This window comes from Nocardiopsis sp. NPDC055824, assembly GCF_053616335.1.
Genome location: NZ_JBSHDN010000069.1, coordinates 1 through 22,675, shown reverse-complemented (window position 1 = coordinate 22,675; position 22,675 = coordinate 1). Strand labels below are relative to the sequence as shown.

General features: G+C 70.6%; 22 protein-coding genes. 12 read left to right on the top strand and 10 right to left on the bottom strand.

What is annotated here, in order from left to right:
* Window positions 1-63: 63 nt before the first annotated feature.
* The 3 genes from rnhA to ACWGL3_RS15975 all read right to left on the bottom strand — a co-directional run bounded on the left by rnhA (window position 64) and on the right by ACWGL3_RS15975 (window position 2,258).
* On the bottom strand, window positions 64-537 hold the full coding sequence (gene rnhA, locus ACWGL3_RS15985; RefSeq protein WP_267950192.1) for a ribonuclease HI: 474 nt from the start codon (window positions 535-537) through the stop codon (window positions 64-66).
* A gap of 503 nt (window positions 538-1,040) precedes the next feature.
* Entirely contained in the window at window positions 1,041-1,709 is a 669-nt protein-coding gene (gene def, locus ACWGL3_RS15980) for a peptide deformylase (protein ID WP_267950193.1), read from the bottom strand.
* Window positions 1,710-1,814: 105 nt separating this feature from the next.
* Entirely contained in the window at window positions 1,815-2,258 is a 444-nt protein-coding gene (locus ACWGL3_RS15975) for an SMI1/KNR4 family protein (protein ID WP_267950397.1), read from the bottom strand.
* A 377-nt stretch (window positions 2,259-2,635) separates the two neighbouring features.
* Between ACWGL3_RS15975 and ACWGL3_RS15970 the strand changes: the two genes are divergently transcribed.
* From ACWGL3_RS15970 to ACWGL3_RS15960, 3 genes are all read left to right on the top strand, one after another.
* On the top strand, window positions 2,636-3,607 hold the full coding sequence (locus ACWGL3_RS15970; RefSeq protein ID WP_344176157.1) for a hypothetical protein: 972 nt from the start codon (window positions 2,636-2,638) through the stop codon (window positions 3,605-3,607).
* Between the two features lie 148 nt (window positions 3,608-3,755).
* Window positions 3,756-5,021 carry a sensor histidine kinase gene (locus ACWGL3_RS15965; RefSeq protein ID WP_267950195.1) on the top strand — a complete coding sequence of 422 codons (1,266 nt, stop codon included), beginning with the start codon at window positions 3,756-3,758 and terminating at the stop codon, window positions 5,019-5,021.
* Window positions 4,973-5,620, top strand: coding sequence for a LuxR C-terminal-related transcriptional regulator (locus ACWGL3_RS15960; RefSeq protein ID WP_267944492.1), 648 nt, complete (start codon window positions 4,973-4,975; stop codon window positions 5,618-5,620). The genes ACWGL3_RS15965 and ACWGL3_RS15960 overlap by 49 nt, the downstream gene beginning before the upstream one ends.
* Window positions 5,621-5,678: 58 nt before the next feature.
* On the opposite strand, the gene ACWGL3_RS15955 is transcribed toward ACWGL3_RS15960, so the two are convergent.
* The 5 genes from ACWGL3_RS15955 to ACWGL3_RS15935 form a co-directional block, all read right to left on the bottom strand.
* Window positions 5,679-7,655 carry an AMP-binding protein gene (locus ACWGL3_RS15955; RefSeq protein WP_452461463.1) on the bottom strand — a complete coding sequence of 659 codons (1,977 nt, stop codon included), beginning with the start codon at window positions 7,653-7,655 and terminating at the stop codon, window positions 5,679-5,681.
* Window positions 7,656-7,797: 142 nt separating this feature from the next.
* Entirely contained in the window at window positions 7,798-9,105 is a 1,308-nt protein-coding gene (locus tag ACWGL3_RS15950; RefSeq protein WP_431061420.1) for a multidrug effflux MFS transporter, read from the bottom strand.
* A 147-nt stretch (window positions 9,106-9,252) separates the two neighbouring features.
* Window positions 9,253-9,690, bottom strand: a complete 438-nt coding sequence (locus tag ACWGL3_RS15945) for a DUF3037 domain-containing protein (protein WP_267944494.1) — start codon at window positions 9,688-9,690, stop codon at window positions 9,253-9,255.
* On the bottom strand, window positions 9,687-10,454 hold the full coding sequence (locus ACWGL3_RS15940) for a HipA family kinase (RefSeq protein WP_267950399.1): 768 nt from the start codon (window positions 10,452-10,454) through the stop codon (window positions 9,687-9,689). The genes ACWGL3_RS15945 and ACWGL3_RS15940 overlap by 4 nt, the downstream gene beginning before the upstream one ends.
* Window positions 10,455-10,786: 332 nt before the next feature.
* Window positions 10,787-11,497 (bottom strand): hypothetical protein, encoded by a 711-nt coding sequence (locus ACWGL3_RS15935; protein WP_267944495.1) that lies wholly within the window; start codon window positions 11,495-11,497, stop codon window positions 10,787-10,789.
* A 149-nt stretch (window positions 11,498-11,646) separates the two neighbouring features.
* Between ACWGL3_RS15935 and ACWGL3_RS15930 the strand changes: the two genes are divergently transcribed.
* From ACWGL3_RS15930 to ACWGL3_RS15910, 5 genes are all read left to right on the top strand, one after another.
* Window positions 11,647-12,714 (top strand): AAA family ATPase, encoded by a 1,068-nt coding sequence (locus ACWGL3_RS15930; RefSeq protein ID WP_267944496.1) that lies wholly within the window; start codon window positions 11,647-11,649, stop codon window positions 12,712-12,714.
* Between the two features lie 4 nt (window positions 12,715-12,718).
* Window positions 12,719-13,687, top strand: a complete 969-nt coding sequence (locus ACWGL3_RS15925; RefSeq protein ID WP_344176150.1) for a DUF58 domain-containing protein — start codon at window positions 12,719-12,721, stop codon at window positions 13,685-13,687.
* Window positions 13,688-13,764: 77 nt separating this feature from the next.
* On the top strand, window positions 13,765-14,712 hold the full coding sequence (locus ACWGL3_RS15920) for a VWA domain-containing protein (protein WP_267944498.1): 948 nt from the start codon (window positions 13,765-13,767) through the stop codon (window positions 14,710-14,712).
* A gap of 141 nt (window positions 14,713-14,853) precedes the next feature.
* Window positions 14,854-15,594, top strand: coding sequence for an HAD family hydrolase (locus ACWGL3_RS15915; protein WP_267944499.1), 741 nt, complete (start codon window positions 14,854-14,856; stop codon window positions 15,592-15,594).
* The gene (locus ACWGL3_RS15910) at window positions 15,591-16,364 is read left to right on the top strand and encodes an NUDIX hydrolase (RefSeq protein WP_355011857.1); all 774 of its coding nucleotides are present in this window, start codon (window positions 15,591-15,593) and stop codon (window positions 16,362-16,364) included. Before ACWGL3_RS15915 ends, ACWGL3_RS15910 begins: the two co-directional genes overlap by 4 nt.
* A 37-nt stretch (window positions 16,365-16,401) precedes the next feature.
* On the opposite strand, the gene ACWGL3_RS15905 is transcribed toward ACWGL3_RS15910, so the two are convergent.
* The gene (locus ACWGL3_RS15905; RefSeq protein ID WP_267944501.1) at window positions 16,402-17,667 is read right to left on the bottom strand and encodes an APC family permease; all 1,266 of its coding nucleotides are present in this window, start codon (window positions 17,665-17,667) and stop codon (window positions 16,402-16,404) included.
* A gap of 342 nt (window positions 17,668-18,009) precedes the next feature.
* Window positions 18,010-18,516, bottom strand: coding sequence for a dsRBD fold-containing protein (locus tag ACWGL3_RS15900; protein ID WP_267944502.1), 507 nt, complete (start codon window positions 18,514-18,516; stop codon window positions 18,010-18,012).
* Between the two features lie 140 nt (window positions 18,517-18,656).
* Between ACWGL3_RS15900 and ACWGL3_RS15895 the strand changes: the two genes are divergently transcribed.
* From ACWGL3_RS15895 to ACWGL3_RS15880, 4 genes are all read left to right on the top strand, one after another.
* Window positions 18,657-19,313, top strand: a complete 657-nt coding sequence (locus ACWGL3_RS15895; RefSeq protein ID WP_267944503.1) for a class I SAM-dependent methyltransferase — start codon at window positions 18,657-18,659, stop codon at window positions 19,311-19,313.
* A gap of 122 nt (window positions 19,314-19,435) precedes the next feature.
* On the top strand, window positions 19,436-19,996 hold the full coding sequence (locus ACWGL3_RS15890; RefSeq protein WP_267944504.1) for a TrmH family RNA methyltransferase: 561 nt from the start codon (window positions 19,436-19,438) through the stop codon (window positions 19,994-19,996).
* A 235-nt stretch (window positions 19,997-20,231) separates the two neighbouring features.
* Complete coding sequence (locus ACWGL3_RS15885) at window positions 20,232-21,614, top strand: hemolysin family protein (protein WP_267944505.1); 1,383 nt, start codon at window positions 20,232-20,234, stop codon at window positions 21,612-21,614.
* Window positions 21,611-22,621, top strand: coding sequence for a hemolysin family protein (locus tag ACWGL3_RS15880; RefSeq protein WP_267944506.1), 1,011 nt, complete (start codon window positions 21,611-21,613; stop codon window positions 22,619-22,621). Before ACWGL3_RS15885 ends, ACWGL3_RS15880 begins: the two co-directional genes overlap by 4 nt.
* Window positions 22,622-22,675: the final 54 nt, after the last annotated feature.

Below are 22,675 nucleotides of genomic sequence, written 5' to 3'. Positions count from 1 at the left end.
GGCCCCGCACACGAGAACGGCGGCCCCCACAGGGACCGCCGCCACCCCACACCCGCAGACCGCCTACCGCCCGGCCGCCTCATCACGCCCGCGCCGGGCCAACTCGTCCGCGCGCTCGTTGCCCTCGTCGCCGCTGTGCCCGCGCACCCAGCGCCACTCCACCTCGTAGCGCGAGGCCACCTCGTCCAGGCGCTGCCACAGGTCCACGTTCTTCACCGGCTTCTTGTCGGCCGTGCGCCACCCGCGCTTCTTCCACCCGTGCAGCCAGGTCGTGATCCCGTTGCGCACGTAGGAGGAATCGGTGTGCACCAGCACCGGCAGCGGCTTCTTCAAGCTCTCCAACGCCTGGATGGCCGCCATCAGCTCCATCCGGTTGTTGGTGGTCTGCTCCTCGCTCCCGTACAGCTCCTTCTCGTGCTCGCCGTAGCTCAGCCACACCCCCCACCCTCCCGGGCCGGGGTTGCCGCTGCACGCCCCGTCGGTGTAGACGACCACCCTGTGCGCCGGCTCCCGGCCGACCTCGTCCCCGTTGTGCATGCCGCGCAATCTACCGCCCCCCGCAGTCACAGAAGAGTCACACCCCCCACCGGAGGAGCCATAAACAGAGCCACATTCCACCACTGGCTCCCCTAAACCCATCATTTCGGACCAACAAGTCCCCCAAAGGCACCCACCGACCACACCACCACCGACCACCGCACACGACCATCCACCGCCACCCTCCGCGACGACAACGCCACCGTGAGCACCCGCCCCGGCCGTCGCGAAGGCCTCGCCCCAGAACGCCGGACCCCGTCGGCGGGGCCCTCGGGGGACCGCGGCGCCGCACAAGCGGCCGCCCTCCGACCCCACTCCCCGGGGCGCCCGCCCCGGCCCCCACCGGTCCGCACGCCTTCGGGCCCCCGGCCCCGGACGCCGCCCCCGCGACAGGCCACGGGCAGGGCACGTGGTGAGAACACGGCGCCGACCGCCCACCCCGGCGGCCACGGAAAAAGGGGTGCCCCGGCCGACGCCGGGACACCCCCTTCGCGCTCGCGCGCTCAGCCCGCGAACTCCTCCGCCAGCTGCGCCGCACGCTCCTCACGACGCGCGAACACGTCGTTGGCCATCTCGTTCATCTTCTTCAGCACCCGCTTGCGCTCGCGCGCCGAGAGCCGGTCCACGTACAGCCGGCCCATGGTGTGGTCGGTCTCGTGCTGCAGGCACCGGGCGAAGTACCCGCTCCCGCTCACCACCACCGGGTTGCCGTCCCGGTCCACGCCACGCACCGTCGCGGTCGCGGCCCGCCCCAGGTCCGCGTGCGGGCCCGGTACCGACAGGCAGCCCTCGCTGTCGACCTCCACGGCCTCCTCCGGGTCGCGCTCGTCCAGCACCGGGTTGACCACGTGCCCCACGTGGCGCACCCCGTCGTCGTCGGGGCAGTCGTAGACGAACAGCCGCAGGTCCACACCCACCTGGTTGCCCGCCAGGCCCACACCCTCGGCCGCGTACATCGTCACGAACATGTCGTCGACGAGCTGGTGCAGCTCCCGGCCGCCCCACATCTGCTCGGGCACCTCCGCGTTGCGCCGGTGCAGGACCTCCTCACCCGTCACGGTGATGCGCCGCACACGACCGCGCGAGGCCTCCGGGGCCAGTTCGGGGAAGTCCTCCACCTCCCGGCCCTGGACAACAGCGGCGACATGGGCAGGCGTGGACTGCTCCGACATGGTCCTACTCTCAAACGCACTAGGGGAGACAAACAGTGACACAACGCCACCAATACCCCGAAAAATAGCACGAAACGGCAGGTCAGCCACGCACGGAACACCCGGTCAACGGAACCAGGAATTGCCCTGGATCAGGCATCGCGCCAGGTAGTCGCGCAACGACACCACCACCAGCCGCCGCCGGTCGCTCTCATGATCCCACACCACGATCCCCGGACCGTAGTCGGTGTGCACGTAGGCGAACTGCGGCCCCATGTCGGAGTCGCCGAAGAAGATCATCTCGTCGAAAGGCGCGTACAACTCCAGATAATCGGGCTCACCCCGCATCGCCAGGTTGTCCTCCACCAGGCGCCGGGCACTCCACACCACCGCGTCCCCGTACTCGTTGGTCACCCCGTCCGTCTCCCGCAACAGGGAGGCCAACTCGAACGGCAGAGGCAGCATCAACCGCTTCTCCACCTCGGCAAGGGTCACCTCATCGGCCGGATCGTACAGATCGGCCTCGGGATACATCTCCAGGATCAGTTCACGCCACACACTCCCGATCATCACAGGTCGTGGCAAGACACGGGAAATCGTCGACGGCGAGTTGCGCCAAAAACCCGCACGGACCACGTCCGCAGCGTCACAAACCACCACCCACACCCCCAACCGGCCCCCACGGGAATAGCCGCACCCCCCGACCCGTTGACCCCACTGCGGGACGGTGCGGTAGCAAGTGTCCCCCGGGCTCACACAAAGCCTTCGCGGAACACCGCGCCCCCAGGGGCGGCCACGGAACCGCGTTGTGCGCCACGCCGTGAGGCGACCGCCGCACCGTCCCGCACTCCTTCCCACCCCCACGCACCAGATGCCGCGAACGCCCCGAACACGCCCAAAACGTCACTCTGAGTGTAGGCAAAGCCACAAACGGTAATAATGCTGCCATGGCCACCACCACACAACGCCTGCTCGCCACAGCCCTCGCCACCGCACTCACCCTGCCCGCCCCCGCACACGCCACCACAACCCCCACAACCACCCCCACCCACACCACCACCTACCCCGGACACACCACGAGCCGCTACGTCCCCCTGGGCCCCGCCACAGCCGACCACGCACGCGACGCCGGATGCACCGAAGCCCGCACCGGCACCAACGGCGTCCGCATCCTCTTCTTCGGCACCCAGGAAACCGACCACCAACTCCGCGAACCCGGCACCAGCCACGCCACCACCACACCCCGCGCAGCCACCACCAAAGCCGCCTCCTACGCCCACCACTGGGCCCAAGGCTTCACCGACTGCCGCACCGGCCAAACCACAGCCACCCTCGCCCTCGGCGTCAACAACAAGGACGACGGCAACCTCACCGGCCCCACCGCCGGCAAACAATGGGCCACCCTCGTCCACGACGCACGCCAACGCTCCACCACACCCGCCGTCACCATCACCGGCGCCCTCGACGCCGAACCCGCCTGGTCCACCCCCACCTGGGCCCGCGGCTGGATCGACGCCTACACGAAAAACACCACCACACCCCTGCACACCGCCAACTCAGCCGACGGCTGCCCCACCACCGGCACCGCCCACTGCAACAACAACTGGACCCTCGCCGACGTCCACCACCTCGCCGGAGGCGGCCGACCCACCGTCCACGCCCTCCCCCAGATCTACCGCACCGACGGCATCCAAGCCCGCCAATGGGCCAACATCAGCCGCTGGGGCCACACCCACGCCGACGACCCCCTCCGCTTCGCCGGAGCCATGTCCCAACACACCGCCTGCCAACAACGCACTTGCAACAACACCGACAACACCCCCCGCCAGGCCTGGACCCAACTCACCGACGCCCTCAACGCCCACGCCAGCACCCGCATCCCCGCACTCGACACCGCCACCGACATCCGCTGGCCCTGACCCACAACACCACCCCACCCGCCCCCACCAGGGCGGGCCACACCCATGCCCACCCCCAAAAAAGGGGAGCCACCACCACCGCAACCACCACCCACCACAAGCCAGAATGGACACCACACACCACACCAGCAGGAACGGAAGAACACCCATGGCCACCGCACCCCACCACCGCGCAGGCCGCCTCACCACCCTGGCCTACCTCTTCCTCCTGCTCTCCCAGAACATCGCCGCCCTCCTCCTGCTCCCCCTCGTCCTCGCCTCCGCCATCCTCACCCTCTTCTGGATCGGCCTCCCCTTCGTCATCCTCACCGGCACCCTCCTACGCACCCTCGCCGACAGCCAACGCCGCACCCTCGGCCACCTCCTCCCCAAAGGCCCCATCCCCTCCGCCTACCGCCCCATCCCCCCAGGAGGCCTCACCCGCCGCGGAACCACGATCATCACCGACCCCGGCACCTGGAAAGACCTCCTTTGGCTCATCGCCGGAACAGCCAACATCACCCTCATCGCCATCCCCGGCGCCCTCATAGGCCACGCCCTCTACCAACTCCTCTTCGCCCTCGGCCTCGCCGGCAACGCCCTCTACAACACCTACGCCCCCACCACACTCACCGACCAACTCATCCTCCTCGCCCCCTCCGCCCTCCTCCTCACCCTCGGCCTAGTCCTCCTCCCACCCGCCCTCGACATCTACATCCGCTTCAACCGCCTCCTCCTCGCCCCCTCCGAAAAAGCCCGACTCACCGCCCGCGTCGCCCACCTCGCCACCAGCCGCGCCAACACCATCGACACCCAGGCCTCCGAAATCCGACGCATCGAACGCGACCTCCACGACGGAGCCCAAGCCCGACTCGTCGCCCTCGGCATGCACCTCGGCATGGCCGAACAAATCGTCGAACAAGACCCCCACACCGCCCGCACCATGCTCACCGAAGCCCGCGAAACCACCCGCCACGCCCTCACCGAACTCCGCGACCTCGTCCGCGGCATCCACCCACCCGTCCTCGTCGAACGAGGACTCCACGGAGCCGTCCACGCCCTCGCCCTCACCCACCACCTCCCCATCACCGTCACCATCGACCTCGACGGCCGCCCCGCCGACCCCGTCGAATCCGCCGCCTACTTCGCCATCGCCGAACTCCTCACCAACACCGCCAAACACGCACACGCCACCCAGGCCTGGATCCACATCAACCACGGCCGCAACCGCCTCGTCATCACCGTCACCGACAACGGAACCGGCGGCGCCGACCCCGCCCCCGGCAGCGGCCTCGCCGGCATCAGACGACGCCTCGACGCCTTCGATGGCACGATGAACATCACCAGCCCACCGGGCGGCCCCACCATCGTGACCCTGGAGATCCCGTGCGCGTTGTCATCGCCGAAGACCTTGCCCTCCTCCGCGACGGACTGATCAGACTCCTCGAAGCACACGACTTCACCGTCGTCGCCGCAGTCGACAACGGACCCGACCTCCACACAGCCCTCACCGAACACAAACCCGACGTCGCCGTCGTCGACGTCCGACTCCCCCCCACCTTCACCGACGAAGGCCTCCAAGCAGCCATCGGAGCCCGCGCCCAGATCCCCGGACTCCCCATCCTCGTCCTCTCCCAACACGTCGAACAGCTCTACGCCCGCGAACTCCTCTCCGACGCCGAAGGCGGAGTCGGCTACCTCCTCAAGGACCGCGTCTTCGACATCGGCCAGTTCATCGAAGCCGTCCGCCGCGTCGCCGCCGGCGGCACCGCCATGGACCCCGCCGTCATCTCCCAACTCCTCGCCCGCCAGGACCAGAGCGGCCCCCTCGCCCAACTCACCCCCCGCGAACGCGAAGTCCTCGCCGAAATGGCCGAAGGACGCTCCAACTCCGCCATCGCCGGACGCCTCTACATCACCGAAAAAGCCGTCAGCAAACACATCAACAACATCTTCACCAAACTCGACCTCCCCCCCTCCTCCGACGACAGCCGCCGCGTCCTCGCCGTCCTCGCCTACCTCAACGGCCAATAGACACAAAAAACCGCGGCCCCCGGCAACAACACCGAGGGCCGCGGCCACCACCACACCACTACCGATCCCGACGCGCCCGATACAACCCGTCGATCTCCTCCGAAAACGCCCGCAACACTGCCTCACGCCGCAACTCACCCGAAGGCTGCACCAACCCCGACTGCACCGTGAACTCCTCAGCCAACACATGGAACGACCGCACCGCCAAATGCCGCGGCACGCTCCGATTGGCCTCATACACCAACCCCTGCACCTCACGCAGCAGATCACGATCCCCCGCGATCTCCTCAGGCGCCATCGCCAACGGCCGACCGTTCACCAAACGCCAGTACTCCAACTGATCACGCACCAACGTCACCAGAGCACTCGCGAACGGACGCCCCTCCACGATCACCAGCACCTGACTGATCAACGGATGAGCACGCAACCGCGCCTCGAACTCCGCCACCAGCTCCGCGTCCCCCCGCTCCACCGGCTCCTCCACCGCCGGCAACGCAGCAACCGCAGCAACCGGAGAAACCGCAGCAACCGGAGAAACCGCCGGCTCCACAACCCGCCCCACCAAAACCGGCTCCGACTCCGACGACACCTCCAACTCCGCCACGGCCCCGGACACGAACCGCCCGGGCACCTCCACCGAAGCCGCCTGCGGACGCAACCGCCCCACCACACTCACAAAACCGTCCCCGTCCACCTCCACCGCGAACCCCGTCGCCAACCACCCCTCACGGAACGCACTCCGCGTCGCCTCCTCATCCCCCCAATAACCCGAGAACACGCCCCCGCCACGCACATGGGCCTCACCCTCCCGCGAGACCCACACCTCCCGACCGCCAACCGCACGCCCGACCGTCCCCGGCACCCGCTCCCCCACACCGGCCGCCGCGAACGCCCCCGCCGTCTCCGCCGTACCGAACACCTGGAACACCGGAATCCCCACACCGCCGAAGAACGAGTCCAACCGGTCCGACAACCCCCCGCCCCAGCACACCGCCAAGTGCACCCGGTTCCCCAACGCCTCACGCAACCTCGCGAACTGCCAGTCGTACATCGACCTCGACAACCGCTGCCAGGCACCCTTCCTCGGCGACCGGTCGAACTGCACCGCCGAATCCACCGCAGAATTGAACGTCCCCAACGAGTCCCACCCCGTCGAACGCGCACTCCCGCGCTCGGACTCGAACACCGACTCCAACAACCCCGCACCACACACCAACACCGTCGGCCGGAACACCTCCGCCCCACGCAAGAACCCACCCGGCCCCGCCAAACCCACACGCACACGCCCCACCATGCACGCCAACAACGAAGCCAACCCCTGAACCTGCGACAACGGCAGATCCAACAACGCACTCGCCCGCCCCGCCGGCAACTCCGACAACCGCGGCCACACCCGATCCACCACACCCGCCGCAGACGCCAACAACGCCCCGTGCGACAACACCACACCACGCATCGAACGCGACACCGTACTCACCGGATACAGCACCACCGCCGCATCCTCCGGCATCGTCTCGTCCCGCCTGAACCGCACCGACGACGCATCCATGTACTGGCCCAACGAGACGATCCCCTCCAGGCCCGCCTCCATCCGCCACACACGACCCAGATCCGGCAACTCACGCTGCAACCCCGTCGCAGCACGCAACAACCGATCCCCCTGGATCACCGCCGCCGCCGGACGCGTCTGCCGCACCACATGCGCCACCCGCTCCACCGAAGCCGACTCCGGCAACGGAACCAGCACACCCCGCACCGACCACACCGCGAACGCCACACGCACCCAGTCCTGATGCGCCGAAGCCGCCACCAGGACACGGTCCCCCGCCCCCACCCCGGCAGCCACCAACCCCTTGGCCACCGCCGTCACCTCGGTCGCGAACTCACCCGCCGTGACCCGCTCCCAGCCACCCTCACCCCGGGGCACCGAGAACACCTCCGCATGGGCGTCGGAGTTCGCCACCTCATAGACCAGGTCACTCAGACCCGAAAGGCCCACAGCCCACGCACCAGGGGTGTCACTCGGCTCGCCCATACCAATTCATCCTCTGCCACATCGGAAGACGGGCCCACACGAGACCAGACCCGCCTCAATCGGTGAATTGTGACCTACTGTGCCCACAATCCACACCCCACGGCAACCTGGCACCACGACCCGAACCCCAACACCCCCGGGATCACCGAACCTTCGCACGCACCGTCCACACATACGCCGCCAACGACAACGACGCAGCACACACCATCACCACCGCCATGCTCAACAACGACGCCTGCCCCGAAGGCGTCATCCCCGCCAACGCCGCCACACCACCACCCAGCGCGAACTGCAACGACCCCATCAACGCCGAAGCCGTACCCGCCACCGAGACCGGCTGCCCGTCAAGAGCCGTCACCGTCGCATTCGGCATGATGAAACCGACGCTGAACATCATCAACGCCAACAACCCCACAGCCGTCCACAACGACGCCACACCCACCGACGCCAACACCGCGAGCACACCCACCGAAGCCAGAGCCATCCCCAGCCCCAACCCCAGACGCCGCAACGTATCCACACGACCCACCAGGAAACCGTTCGCCTGCGTACCCGCCATCATCCCCAACGAGTTCACCGCGAACAGCCACGCATACGTCTGCGGCGACGCACCGAACTCCTGCTGCGACACGAACGAGAACGCCGACACATACGTGAACAACATCCCGAAACTCAGACCCAGCGTCAGCACCGGACCCACGAAACGCGGCTGACGCACCAACCCCGCCACCGTCGACAACAACTGACGCGGCCCCTGACGACGACGCGCCTCCACCGGAAGACTCTCCGGCAACCACACCAGCACCAACACGAAACTGACCGCCGACATCACCGCCAGCACCCAAAAACTCACCTGCCACGGACCCACCAGCAACAACTGCGCACCCGCCAAAGGCGCCAACAGCGGAGCCAGCATCATCACCAGCGCCAGACGCGAGAAGAACCGCACCGCGTCATCACCGGCGAACAGGTCACGCACCACCGCACGCGAAATCACCGCACCCGCAGCACCCGCCACACCCTGCACGAACCGCAACACGATGAACGACGTCACATCCGGCACGAACACACACAGCACCGACGTGACCGTGAACACGGCCACACCCACCAACAAAGGACCCCGACGCCCCCACGCGTCACTCATCGGCCCCAGGATCAACTGCCCCACGGCCAGACCCAGCATCATCGAGGTCAGCGTCAGCTGGATCTGCGCCTCACCCGTCCCCAGAGCCCGCGTGATCTCCGGAAAAGCCGGCAGGTACATGTCGGTCGCCAACGGCCCCGTGGCCGTCAGAACACCCAGCACCATCACCAACAGCGCGATCGACCTACGCGACCGCGTCCAAGGCACGGTCCGGGACACAGCAGGACTCTCGGACGACGACAGGTTCTCGGACCTCTCACCCGCCCCCTGCGCAGGGGGCGAGGCGGGGGAGTTCGGGGACTGCACAGGCGCTCCAGCTCAAGAAAGAGGAAAAGGGGGCCGCGTGGGAGCGAACCCACAGGCATGGACCACTCCATACCAACACCCCAAAGGGACGAATCGCTCCCCCGCCGACCGACCAATCGCCTGTGATGTCCGTTACCAACCCGTGCGTCACCGCACCAGGCGATCCAACAACCTCTCCAACTCCGCCTCCGGATCCTCCGCCAACCCCCCGTGAATCGGCCCCGGCTGCACCACCGTGCTCCGCGGAGCGGTCAACCACCGGAACCTCTGCCCCGGCCGCTCACGCCCCGCAGCACCCGCCCCGGCCCCACCCCGGCACATCGCCTCCACCGCCTCCAGCGCACGCCGCACACCGGCCACATCCACCCCCGGCGACACCGCACGCAGACGCCCCTCGTCCAACGACCACCGGGCCGCCAGGAACCCCCGCTCCTGGCTGTACACGATCACACCGGCGTTCACGCACTCACCGCGCTCCAGACAGGGAACCACCCGCAACAACGCGTACTCGAACACCACCCGGTCACGCTCCACGCCCACACGCCCCGTCGTCACCGCATCGCTGTAACGCCTCACGTCGCTCACCCCGCCACCCCCGGCAGCCACGAACGGTCGGCCACACGCGCCGACAGGTGCTTCACGTACGCCTCCCGCACCTCCTCCGGGGCGCCGAACCCCGGCTCGTCCACCAACCACTCGTCAGGCACCAGCCCCACCACACCCCTCAGCAGATCCTCGTCCACCAGGGGGGCGAACTCCTCGTCCGCCGCGGCCACGTCGGGCGAGAACCCCGACAGGACGTGGTCGGCGGCATCGTAGGCACGACCCACGAAGCGGTCGGCGCCCGACCAGTTGTGATGGAAGATCAGCGTCGCACCGTGGTCGATCAGATAGGGACTCCCGTGCCACAGCAGCATGTTCGGGTTGCGCCACGAACGGTCCACGTTGCCCGTGAGCGCGTCGAACCACAGGACCCGCCCGGCGAACCCCGGGTCCACCTCGAACGTCAGGGGATCGAACCCGAGCGACCCCGGCAGGAAGTCCATCCCCAGGTTGAGCCCGCCACTGGCCTTGAGCAGCGCCTGCACCTCCTGGTCGGGCTCACCGCGGGCGATCACCGCGTCGAAGTCCACCAGGGCCAGCTCGGGAACCGGAAGCCCCAGGGCCCGGCCCAGCTCCCCGGCGACGACCTCCGCGACCAGGGTCTTGCGCCCCTGGCCGGCGCCGATGAACTTGACCACGTACATCCCCAGGTCGTCGGCCTCGACCAACCCCGGGAGCGAACCACCTTCGCGCAGCGCGAGCACGTATCGCGTCGCTATCACCTTTTTCAGCACGCGGACCAGCATAGGCACCGGCCCGCCGACGCCCAGACACCGCGGCGCTCAGATCTCCGGTAGGAGGAGCGCGCCTCCGCCCCTCCCCCGCCTACCGGGTCCCTCCCCGGCGGGCCCACTGAACGACGCTGAACACGTTCCAGGCCCCTACCCCTCCGACCACGACACGCCCGGCTTCTCCGGCATCGGAAATTTTAGAAGGGGGCGGCGTAGCCGCACGAATCAGGTTGTCTGTTCTGTTTTTACAGAAACAGCGGCCCACCTTTACGACGTAGATTTTTGTGATGGGAAAAGAAGGGGCGCGGACCTGTGCCGCGCCCCCGGCAATCTCTCCCGACCCCCGGTCAGAGGTTATCCTCGGGCTGCTCGCCCCACTCCCCGTCGCCCTCCCCCGGCGTCGGTATCGGCTGGGAGGGTCCGCTCCCCCCGTCCTCACCGGGGGTCGGCTGGGCCTCCTCCCCCTCGCCGCCCTCCTCCTGTTCCGCCTCCGAGGGCTGCGCCGGCCCCGGCATCTCGGGCGGCGGGAACTGGAGCATCCACCAGTACAGGAGCGACACCAGCAGCAGGAGCAGCAGCAGGACCAGGCCCAGGCCGCCGATCAGCCACCAGTTGCCCCTCCCCGACTCCACCGCACTGCCCCCGCGCGAGGCCCACGGCGCCCACCGCACCGCGGCCCCTCCCCGCGAACCCGCCCAGTGCGGCATGACCACCGGCCCGTGCTCGGACACGCGCCCCGACCTGGCAGCCGACTCCAGGAAGTCCTCCGCGCCCCGGCCGGAGCCGTCGTAGGGCACCGCCACCCACAGGGGCGAGCGCCCGTGGGTGCGCGCCGCCACCACGTCCTCGCTCCCCTTGACCGCCTCCACGAAGCGGGAGCGCGCCGAGCCGTCGCCGCCCGCGCCCGAGTCGAGCACGGCCACGCTGACCCGGTCCCCCGCACCGTCCCGTCCCAGGTACACCACTCCCAGGGAGGAGTCGCGCAACCTTCCCAGGAGGCGGTAGCCGCCCAGCTGGCGCGGATCGCCCTCGTTCAGTCCCATCGTGGGAACCGCCATGTCACGCCCCCTTTCCCGTCCCCACCCGGTCCGCTCCGCCGCGTCGTGTACCGGACCGGCGGCCGCGAAGCAGGTAGTGTCGCCACAGGTGAGTGATCCACAACCTATCCGGTGCCCCTCCCGGGGGCTCCCAGCCAGGAAGGCGGGACATGGCAGAAACCTCACCCGGAAACGGCTCAGCGCCCCGGTCGGGCTCCGAGAGCGCGCCGGGCGAGCCGACCAGGCTGCTGCGCGCGGCGCTGCACGAGGTGTCCACGGTCATCGTCGGCCAGGAACGCATGGTGGAGCGCTCCCTCATCGCCCTGGTCGCCAAGGGCCACTGCCTGATCGAGGGTGTTCCCGGCATCGCCAAGACCCTGGCCGTGTCCACCCTGGCCAAGGTCACCGGCGGCTCGTTCACCAGGCTCCAGTTCACTCCGGACCTGGTGCCCTCCGACATCGTCGGAACGCGCATCTACCATCCCTCCACCGAGAAGTTCGACGTGGAGCTGGGGCCGGTGTTCGCCAACTTCGTGCTCGCCGACGAGATCAACCGCGCCCCCGCCAAGGTCCAGTCGGCCCTGCTGGAGGTCATGGCCGAGCGGCAGGTGTCCCTCGGGGGGACGACCTACCCACTCCCCTCCCCCTTCATCGTCATCGCCACACAGAACCCGGTCGAGTCCGAGGGCGTGTACCCGCTGCCCGAGGCCCAGCGGGACCGGTTCCTGATGAAGGTCGACGTCGGGCACCCCCGCGCGCACGAGGAGATGGAGATCCTGCGGCGCATGTCCAGCAGCCCTCCCACGGCACACCAGGTCCTGGACCCGGTCACGCTGGGCGAGCTGCAGTCCGACGCCGAGCGCGTGCACGTCCACCAGCTCATCGCCGACTACGTCGTGCGGCTGGTCATGGCCACCCGGGAGCCGGAGGCCTACCAGATGCCGGACCTGCGCCAGGTGCTGGAGGTGGGCGCCAGCCCGCGCGCCACCCTGGGCCTGGTGGCCTCGGCGCGGGCCCTGGCCCTGCTGCGCGGGCGCGACTACGTGCTCCCCGACGACGTTCGCGTGCTCGCCCACGACGTCATCGCGCACCGGCTGGTGCTCACCTTCGACGCCCTTGCCGACGGGATCACCCCGGCCCAGGTCGTCGACCGCATCCTGTCGACCGTCCTGGCGCCCCGTGTGATCTGGGACGAGCCTCCCAGCGGAGAGACCGCTTCCCTCGCCTCCCCGAGGTGACCCCGTGACCACTCCGGCGATCGGCACCGATCCCCGACTCCGCGCGGCACTGCGCCGCCTCGACCTGAACATCGTCCACCGGCTGGAGGGGCTGCTGCACGGCGAGCACCTCGGCCTGCGGCTCGGCCCGGGCTCGGAGGCCGCCGAGGCGCGCCTCTACCAGCCGGGCGAGGACGACGTGCGGCGCATGGACTGGGCCGTCACCGCGCGCACCGACACCCCGCACGTCCGCGACCTGGTCGCGGACCGGGAGCTGGAGAGCTGGACCCTGCTGGACCTGTCGCCGAGCATGGACTTCGGCACCGGTCTGCGCTCCAAGCGCGACGTCGCCGTCGGCGCGATGGTGGCGGCGAACCTGCTGACCCAGAAGGTCGGCGACCGGTTCGGCGCCCACTTCCTGCACCACGGCAGGATCCGGCGCTGGCCGGCCCGCTCGGGCAAGGAGGCGCTGCTGGCCCTCCTGGCCACGGTGGCCGCGGCCCCGACGGGCGACGAGCGCGCCCCCTCCGCCGACCGGGCGACCCTGGCCGACGCGCTCACGGACCTGGTCCGCACCCGTCGGCGCCGGGGCCTGCGCGTGGTGGTGTCGGACTTCCTGGACACCCCCGCGTTCGGCGGTGAGATCGACTGGGAGCGGCCCCTGCGCCAGCTGGCCTCGCGGCACCAGGTGCTCGTGGTGGAGGTGGTCGACCCGCGCGAACTCGACCTCCCGGAGGTCGGGGACGTGACCATGCGCGACCCCCGGTCGGGCCGGGTGCGCGACGTGCGGCTGACGAAGGCGGTGCGCGAGCGCTACCGGCGGGCCGCGGCCGACCAGAGGACGGCGGTGCGCGACGCCCTGCGCCGGTGCGGGGTGCACCACCTCCTGCTACGAACCGACCGGGACTGGGTACTGGATACGGCACGGTTCGTCATCCACCAACGGCGCACCGCGCACCACCTGGCCCGCCACACCCCGGGGTCTCCCCGGTGAGAGCGGAGCACGATGGAACCGAACGAGGGCGCGGGGCCGGACCCGCGGGACAGTGCCGACGCACGGGGGACTGAGCGATGACCTTCCTGGAGCCCCAGCGGCTGTGGTGGCTGCTCCTGATCGTCCTGGTGGTCGGGGCGTACGTGTTCGCGCAGAACCAGCGGCGCGAGTACACGCTGCGCTTCACGAACCTGGCGCTGCTGGACCAGGTGGCGCCGCACCGCCCCGACATCCGCAGGCACGTCCCGGCGGTGCTGTTCGTGTCCTCCCTGGCGGTCCTGATCGCCTCGATGGCCCTGCCGGCGATGCCGGTGGAGCAGCCGCGCGAGCGGGCGACCATCATGGTGGCCGTGGACGTGTCGCTGTCGATGGCGGCGACCGACATCGAGCCCGACCGGTTGCAGGCGGCCAAGGAGTCGGCGCAGGGGTTCGTGGAGACGCTCCCGGACCGGTTCAACGTGGGGCTGGTGGCGTTCTCCTCGACGGCGACGGTGGTGTCCTCGCCCACGCAGGACCACCAGGCGGTGATCGGGTCGATCGAGAACCTGCAGCTGGGGCCGGGCACGGCCATCGGCGAGGGGGTGTTCGCCTCCCTGGAGGCGATCAGCAGCTTCGACGAGGACTCCGAGGAGGACCCGCCCCCGTCGGCGATCGTGCTGCTGTCGGACGGGGAGAACACCAGCGGGCGCGACATCGTGCAGGCCTCCGCGACGGCGGCCGAGCAGGAGGTGCCGGTCTCCACGATCGCGTTCGGCACGGGGGCGGCGATGATCGAGATCGACGGGTACCAGGTGCCGGCCGACATCGACAAGGACGCGCTGCGCGGGCTGGCGCAGGAGACCGAGGGCCACTTCTACGAGGCGGAGAGCGAGACGGAGCTCAACGAGGTCTACGAGGACATCGGCTCGTCCCTGGGCACCGAGCTCGTCCACGAGGAGATCGTCACACGGTTCGTGCTGGTCGCGATCATCCTGGGGCTGGCCACCGCTCTCACGTCCCTGCTGTGGTTCCAGCGGCTTCCGTGACGTCGGCGGAGTGCGGAAACCGGTCGTAAACCAGGGCTTCGGTGACGTTGGTCACAACCCTTTAGGTGGGGTTTACACCATTTATGTTATGTCCAGGGGTTAGCGTTGGCATGTTTTGTCAGGCCACCCTGTTGAGGAACGATGCCGAACCTACCCGCACCGCCGACCGCCATCTGCTTCGATCTGGACGACACCCTCATCGACGACACCGGGGCCTCGTCCCAGGGGCTGCGCGCGGTCATGGAGCGGCTCGGACACCCCGACTTCGGCGCGGCCCGCGCCCTGTGGGACGTGCAGACCGAGATCTCCTTCGCCGCCTACCTGCGGGGAAACCTCAGCCTGGAGCAGCAGCGCCGCGAGCGCGTCCGCGCCCTGGCCGTCCAGGCCGGGCACGCCGACATCGCCGACCAGCACTGCGACGACCTCTACCGGCTCTACCTGGAGGCGCACCGCTCCGCCTGGAGGGTCTTCCCCGACACCGTCGCCGCCCTCAACGCCCTGGGATCGGCCGGCTACCGCCTCGCCGTGCTCACGAACGGGGCCGAGTCGCTCCAGCACGCCAAGCTCCAGGCCCTGGAACTGACCCCCTACTTCCACGCCGTCGTGTGCGCCGACACCGCGGGGGCGGGCAAGCCCGACCCGCGCATCTTCCACATGACCGCCCAGCGCCTGGGCGTGGACCCCGCCGCCTGCTGGCACGTGGGCGACCAGATCCAGTCCGACGGCGTCGGCGCGGTCGCCTCGCGGATGCGCCCGGTGCTGATCGACCGGCACGGCCGGCCGCGCGTCGAGGGCGTGACCACCATCGGCGGCCTCGACGAGCTGCTGCGCATGGTGGGCCTGGGCGCGCCCGGCCTGGCGCCGGCCGCGGGGTCCCTGTGACAGCAGTCCCCCCGGAGGCGCCCGCCCGGCGCGTCACCGCGCACCTGCTCACCGGGGGCCCCTCCGTCCTCGGCGCGCGCGTGCTGTTCGGGCAGGACCCGGCCGACGTGGTGCGCGAGCTGGGCGGGCTCTCCCCCCACACGCCCCTGGTCGCGGTGGACGTGCTGACCGAACTGGTGCAGGCCCCCGACGGCACCCCCCTGCACGTGGAGCGGGTCGTCTTCGCCGAGGCCGGGACCGCCCCGGCGGACGCCCCGCAGGGCGTGCTGGCGCCCTCGGCCGCCGAGCTGCTGCCCGAGGAGGAGCTCCCCGAGGACACCCGTCCCCGCCTGCGCCGGTTCGCCTCCTACGGGATCGTCACCGACCCCGCCGGGCGCATCCTGCTCAGCCGGATCGCCGAGGGGTTCCCCGGCGGCGGCACCTGGCACCTGCCGGGCGGGGGCGTGGACGCGGGCGAGGACGTGCGCACCGCGCTGCGGCGCGAGGTGGCCGAGGAGACCGGGCAGGACGGCGAGGTCGGGGAACTGGTCACCGCCGCCAGCCACCACCGGGTCCCGCCGACCGGTTACGAGATCTACGCCGTGTGGGCCTTCTTCCGCGTGTACGTCGCGAACCCCGGGCCGGCCCGGGTGATGGAGGAGAACGGCTCCACCTCGGACTGCGGCTGGTTCGAGCCCGGGGAGGTGGCCGGGCTGCACCTGTCCACGACCGCCCGCAGGGGCCTGGCCCACGTGGTCGCGGGCGACGGCCGGTCGGCCCCGCCCCGCTGAGGCGGCGCGTGCCGCCGGGGAGGCCCGCCAGGGCCGGCTAGCGCAGCGCGAGCCGCTCGCGCAGCCACCACAGGCCCGCTCCGGCGGCCAGGACCGCCATCCCGGTGATGACCGCCGGCAGCGGCAGGCTGCACGCCAGGACCACGCACCCCACCAGCCCGGTCAGGGGGACCAGCAGCGGCGGGCGGGTCTCGTCGGGGCCCAGCCTCAGCGCCGACGCGTTGGTGATGGCGTAGTACACCAGGACGCCGAACGCCGAGAAGGCGATCGCGCCGCGCAGGTCGGCCACCAGGACCAGGACGACGACCGCGGCCGCGACGGCGATCTCCGCGCGGTGCGGCACGCCGTGGCGCTCGTGGACCGCGGCCAGGGCGCGGGGCAGGTGCCCGTCGGAGGCCATCGCCGCGGTCGTGCGCGAGACCCCCAGGACGAGGGTGAGCAGCGCGCCCAGGCTGGCCACGGCGGCGCCCGCGGCCACCACCGGGACCATCCACGGGAACCCGGCCACCTGGACGGCGTCGGCCATCGGCGCGGCGCTGGTCGTGAGGCGCTCGCGCCCCAGCACGATCAGCAGGCCGGTGCCCACGACCAGGTACAGCGCCAGCACGCCGCCCAGGGACAGGGCGATGGCGCGGGGGATGGTGGTCCCGGGGTCGCGCACCTCCCCGCCCAGTGTCGCCACCCTCGCGTACCCGGCGAACGCGAAGAAGATCATCCCGGCCGCACCCAGCACGCCGAAGGAGCCGGGCCAGGGCCCCAGGCCGTCGACCTCGGCCACGGCCGCCAGCCGGCCGCTGAGCAGCATCGTGACGACGACGGCGGCCAGGACGGCCAGGACCGCGCCCAGCATGAGCTTGAGCACCAGGGTCGAACGTCTCAGGCCCCGGTAGTCGAGGGCGGTGACCGCGACCACCGCTGCCACCGCCAGGGGCTTCTCCCAGCCGGGCAGGACGTAGGCGGCGAAGGTCAGCGCCATGGCGGCGCACGAGGCGACCTTGCCGACGACGAAGGACCAGCCCGCCAGGTAGCCCCACAGCTCCCCCAGGCGCTCGCGCCCGTAGACGTAGGCCCCGCCCGACTCGGGGTGGCGGGCGGCGAGCCTGGCCGAGGAGACGGCGTTGCAGTAGGCGACGGCGCCCGCGATCAGGATGGCCACGGGCAGCCACGCCCCCGCGCCCAGGGCCGCGGGGGCGAAGACGGAGAAGACGCCCGCGCCGAGCATCGAGGCCGCACCGATGGCGACGGCGTCGACGGTACCGAGGACCCTGGCGGGTCTGGCCTGGGGCCCGGAAGGGGTGGTCAACGGGGTCTCCTTGCGTGAGTACTCCCGGCTCGCGCCGGACGGCGACGCGCTTCTCCCCGGAGTTCCTCCGGCAAAAGCACAGCGGTACCTCGGAACGTGACGTCGGGCCTTGTGCTGCTCGGGTGAATCCGCCCCTCGTCGTCCGTTCCCTGGCGGACACGACGAAGTCCCAGCCCGTCCGGGGCTGGGACGTCCCCCCGCCGAGGGGGCGGGAGTCGTGCCCGACTTCCGAGTGTGCCCGATGCCGGTGACCACCGGGTGCAAACCTCCTATGGCGGAGGTGGCCGGTTCCGGACCTCCGGGCGACCCGGGCGGGCGAGCGGCGGCCGTGCCTCCCGGGCGTCAGGTGGGACGCCAGGGGGTCCCGGTGTTGTCGTTGATGTCCTCCGCGGCGACCTGGCGGAGTTGGCGTGAGAGGTCGGAGAGCGCCCGCGAGACCGCGAGTTCCTCACCGATCTCCGGGACGTCGAGGTCGGTGGGGTGCTTGCGCGACATGCCGTGTCCGCGCAGAGCCGTACCGTCGTCGGCCACCAGCCCGACCTCGGCCCAGGTGCGCGCGCTCTCGCCCTCGTTCTCCTCCTCGACGACGACGTCGACGTTCCAGCGCTTGGTCGTGTGCATTGCGTCCGTCCCCTCTGCCTCCGCGCCCGTGCCGCCGGGCGGGTGTTCGATGTGGGCGTCCGGCCCCGGGTAGACCAGGGCGTCGTGCCCGCCTTCGGCGTCGGACCAGTGCACCTGGTACGGGGGCGACCCGCCCGCCCCCCGGATCCCGGTGACGACGCCGGTCCTGCGGTGGGCGTCGTCGCGCGGGCTCTCCACCACCAGTCGGTCCCCTACCTCTGCTCGCATGGGATACCCCACAAACCTCGGATACCTCCATCTTCCGCACTGTCCCGGGCACGGTCTCCGGGGTTGGGGATTTCGTTCCCCCGGGCAGGTGAGGTTTTTGCCGGTACGCGGCGCGCCACGGGCCCTGGTAGCGTCACGGCGTGGCCCAGCACTACTTCGACTCCGACCCCGACGCCGCCAGCCGGCCCTCCACCGCGGACCTGGTCCTGCCGGACCTGCACCTGCGCCTGAACACCGACCGGGGCGTCTTCTCCCCCGACAGGGTCGACCTCGGCACACGCGTGCTCCTGGAGACGGTCCCGGCCCCGCCGGCGGGCGGGCGCCTGCTCGACCTGGGGTGCGGCTACGGCCCCGTCGCCCTGACCATGGCCTCACGCGCCCCGGGCGCGACCGTGCTGGGCGTGGACGTCAACTCCCGCGCCGTGGGCCTGGCCCGGCGCAACGCCTCCGACCACGGGCTGGACAACGTCCGGTTCGCGGTCGTCTCCCCCGAGGGGGAGCCGGTGCCGGAGCAGGACCGGGAAGGGGCTCCCGCGCCCCTGGCCGAGGACCTGCTCGGCCCCTTCGACGCGCTGTGGTCCAATCCGCCGATCCGGGTGGGCAAGGGCGTGCTGCACGCGATGCTGCGCACCTGGCTCGGCCGGCTCTCCCCCGAGGGCGTGGCCCACCTCGTGGTCCAGCGCCACCTGGGGTCCGACTCGCTCCAGAAGTGGCTGGACGCCGAGGGCCTGCCCGCCGAACGTGTGGCCTCACGGGCCGGCTTCCGGGTCCTGGCCGTGCGGCGTTCGGCCGACTGAGAGACGTTTTGCCTGGATGTGTCAGGGGTCATGCGTGCGCGCGGGCCCGCTGACCGGTAGCCTGTTGCGAACATCCGCACACCGGGACCGCCCGGGTACACCCGCTGAGGAACACACCGCAGTTGAGCACGCAGTTGCGCCCCACCGACGTCAAACGCCTCAACCGTGAATGGCGCCGGCGCACCGAGGGGCGACTCGCCCTCATCGTCGAATCCGTCACCCAGCCCTTCAACCTGGGATCGATCCTGCGCACCTGCGCGACCTTCGGGGTGGACCAGGTCTGGCTCACGGGCAACAGCGCGGACCCCGACGACCCCAAGGTCGGCAAGACCGCCCTGGGCACCGCCGCCAAGGTGAGCCACACGCGGCTCTCCTCGACCGCCGAGGCCCTGTCCGCGGCGCGGGCCGACGGCTACAAGGTCGTGGCCGTCGAACTGGCCCGGGGCGCGGTGCCGCTGCACGCGGCCCCCCTGGAGCCTGACGTGTGCCTGGCCGTCGGCGCCGAGGACCACGGCTGCTCCCCCGCCCTCCTGGCGGGCGCGGACGCCGTCACCTACATTCCCCAGATCGGGCGGGTGGGATCGCTGAACGTGGCCGTCGCCACCTCGATCGCCCTCGCCGAGGCCCGCCGTCGCGAGTGGGTCTCCTTCGGCGAAGAGGCCGACGCTCCCGTCGGGAGCTGAGCGTCCGGGAACTTTCCCGGCGGCTTTTTCGTCATTCCATCGCAGTACCAACACCAGTCACACACTCAACGCGTGTCAGCGCAGAGAGAGGAACAGTGGACCCGTCCCGAAGTACCAGCAGCATCCCTCACGGATGCTGTGACCCAGACCTCGACGAGCCTCCTTCTCCGAAGGGCGCGCACCCTCGTAGCAACCAGGATCCGACCACGAACCGGAACCAGGCGGTGCGTGCCCGATGATGAGCACAGTCCTCAGTATCGCCTTCGGATTCCTGGTGGTCTTCCTGATCACCGTGGCGACGGGCTACTTCGTCGCCCAGGAGTTCGGCTACATGGCCGTGGACCGCTCGCGCCTGCGGGCGAGGGCCGCGGCCGGTGACGCAGGGGCCAAACGGGCCCTGGACATCACCAACCGCACGTCGTTCATGCTCTCCGGCGCCCAGCTGGGCATCACCGTGACCGCCCTTCTGGTGGGTTACGTGGCAGAGCCCATGATCGGCCAGGGAATCGGTGAACTCCTCGGCGGCGTCGGGGTGCCCACGGGCGCCGGCGTCGCGATCGGCACCGTTCTCGCCCTTGTCTTCTCCACCGTCATCCAGATGGTCTTCGGTGAGCTCTTCCCCAAGAACCTGGCCATCGCCCGGCCCGAGCCCGTGGCACGCTGGCTGGCGCTGTCCACGGGGATCTACCTCAAGATCTTCGGTCCGGTCATCTGGCTCTTCGACCAGGCCGCGATCCTGCTGCTGAAGGCGGTGCGGATCGAGCCGGTGGAGGACGTCCAGCACGCGGCGACCGCCCGCGACCTGGAGAGCATCATCGCCGAGTCCCGCGAGAGCGGGGACCTGCCCGCCGAGCTGTCCACCCTGCTGGACCGGACCCTGGACTTCCACGAGCGCACCGCCGGGCACGCGATGATCCCGCGTCCGGAGGTCACCACCGTGGAGGAGGGCGACCCGGTCAGCCGGGTCGTCGAGCTGATGGCCTCCGACCACTCCCGCTTCCCGGTCCTGGGCGACGGGGTGGACGACATCGTGGGCGTCATCTGCCTGCGGGACGTGCTCGCCCAGGGCGACCGCGACCTGTCCGACGTCAAGGTCAGCGAGGTGGCCCGGGAGACCGTCATGGTTCCCGCGTCCCTGCCTCTGCCCGTGCTGCTGGACCAGCTGCGCGAGGCGGGCGAGGAGTTCGCCTGCGTCGTGGACGAGTACGGCGGCCTGGCCGGGGTCATCACGACCGAGGACCTGGCCGAGGAGCTGGTCGGCGAGATCGCCGACGAGCACACCCCGGAGGAGGAGTCCCCGTCCTACCTGGACGGCGAGGGCTCCTACCTGGTCCCCGGCGCGCTGCACATCGACGAGGTCGAGCGGCTGATCGGGCACGACCTGCCCGAGGGCGACTACGAGACCGTCGGCGGGCTGGTCATCCACGAGCTGCACCGGCTGCCCGAGACGGGCGACCGGGTGGACATCGCCCTGCCCCGTCCGCCCAGCGCCCATGAAGGCGACCCCGACATGGCGCTGACCCTGATCGTCAACACCGTGCAGAGGCACGTTCCGCACACCGTGGAGCTGCGCCTGCGCGAAGCGGCCGAGAACGGCGCCGAGGAGGTGCGCGCATGAGTGACATGAACGTGTGGGTGGCCATGGCGGTGACCGCGGTCATCATCGCGTTGAGCGCGTTCTTCGTGGCCATCGAGTTCGCCCTGGTGGCGGCCCGCCGCTACCGGCTGGAGGAGGCCGCGGAGACCAGCGCCTCGGCGCGGGCGGCGCTCAAGAGCGCCCGCGACCTGTCGCTGCTGCTGGCCGGATCGCAGCTGGGCATCACGCTGTGCGCCCTGGCGCTGGGCGCGATCTCCAAGCCCGCGGTCCACCACCTGCTGGAGCCGCTGTTCGGCGGCCTGCCCAGCACGGTGGGGTACGTGGTCTCGTTCGTGGTGTCGCTGATCATCGTGACCTTCCTGCACCTGGTCGTGGGCGAGATGGCGCCCAAGTCCTGGGCGATCTCCCACCCGGAGAAGTCGGCGATCATGCTGGCGATCCCGATGCGGGCGTTCATGTGGTTCACCCGCCCGGCCCTGCTGATGCTGAACGGCATGGCCAACTGGTGCCTGCACCGGCTGGGTGTGGAGGCCGTGGACGAGATGTCCTCCGGCCACAACCCGGACGACGTGCGGGAGCTGGTGGAGCACTCCGCCAAGGCGGGCGCCCTGGACGCCGAGAGGCGCGCCCAGCTGGCCACCGCCCTGGAGGTGAACTCCCGCCCGCTGAGCGAGATCGTCACCCGGCGCGAGGAGATCGCCTCGGTCGCCCCCGAGGACGGGGTCGAGGTCATCAAGCAGGTGTCGCGCAGCTCCACGCACCTGAGGCTGGTGGTCATGGACCGCGAGGAGCCCGTGGGCGTCCTGCACGTGCGCGAGGCCCTGACGAGCCCCGCCGGGACGACCGCGGCGGACCTGATGCGCCCCGTGCTCACGCTGCCCTCGGGCACGCCGATGTACGCGGCGATGAGCATCATGCGGGAGAGCCGCAGCCACCTGTCGCTGGTGGAGGAGGACGGCGAGGTGATCGGCCTGGTCACCCTCCAGGACATCCTGGACCGCCTGCTGCTGCTGGAGACGGCCGCCTGACGAGGGCGGAACCGGTGCGTCACGGGGGCCGGGAGGGACCGAGGGGTCCCTCCC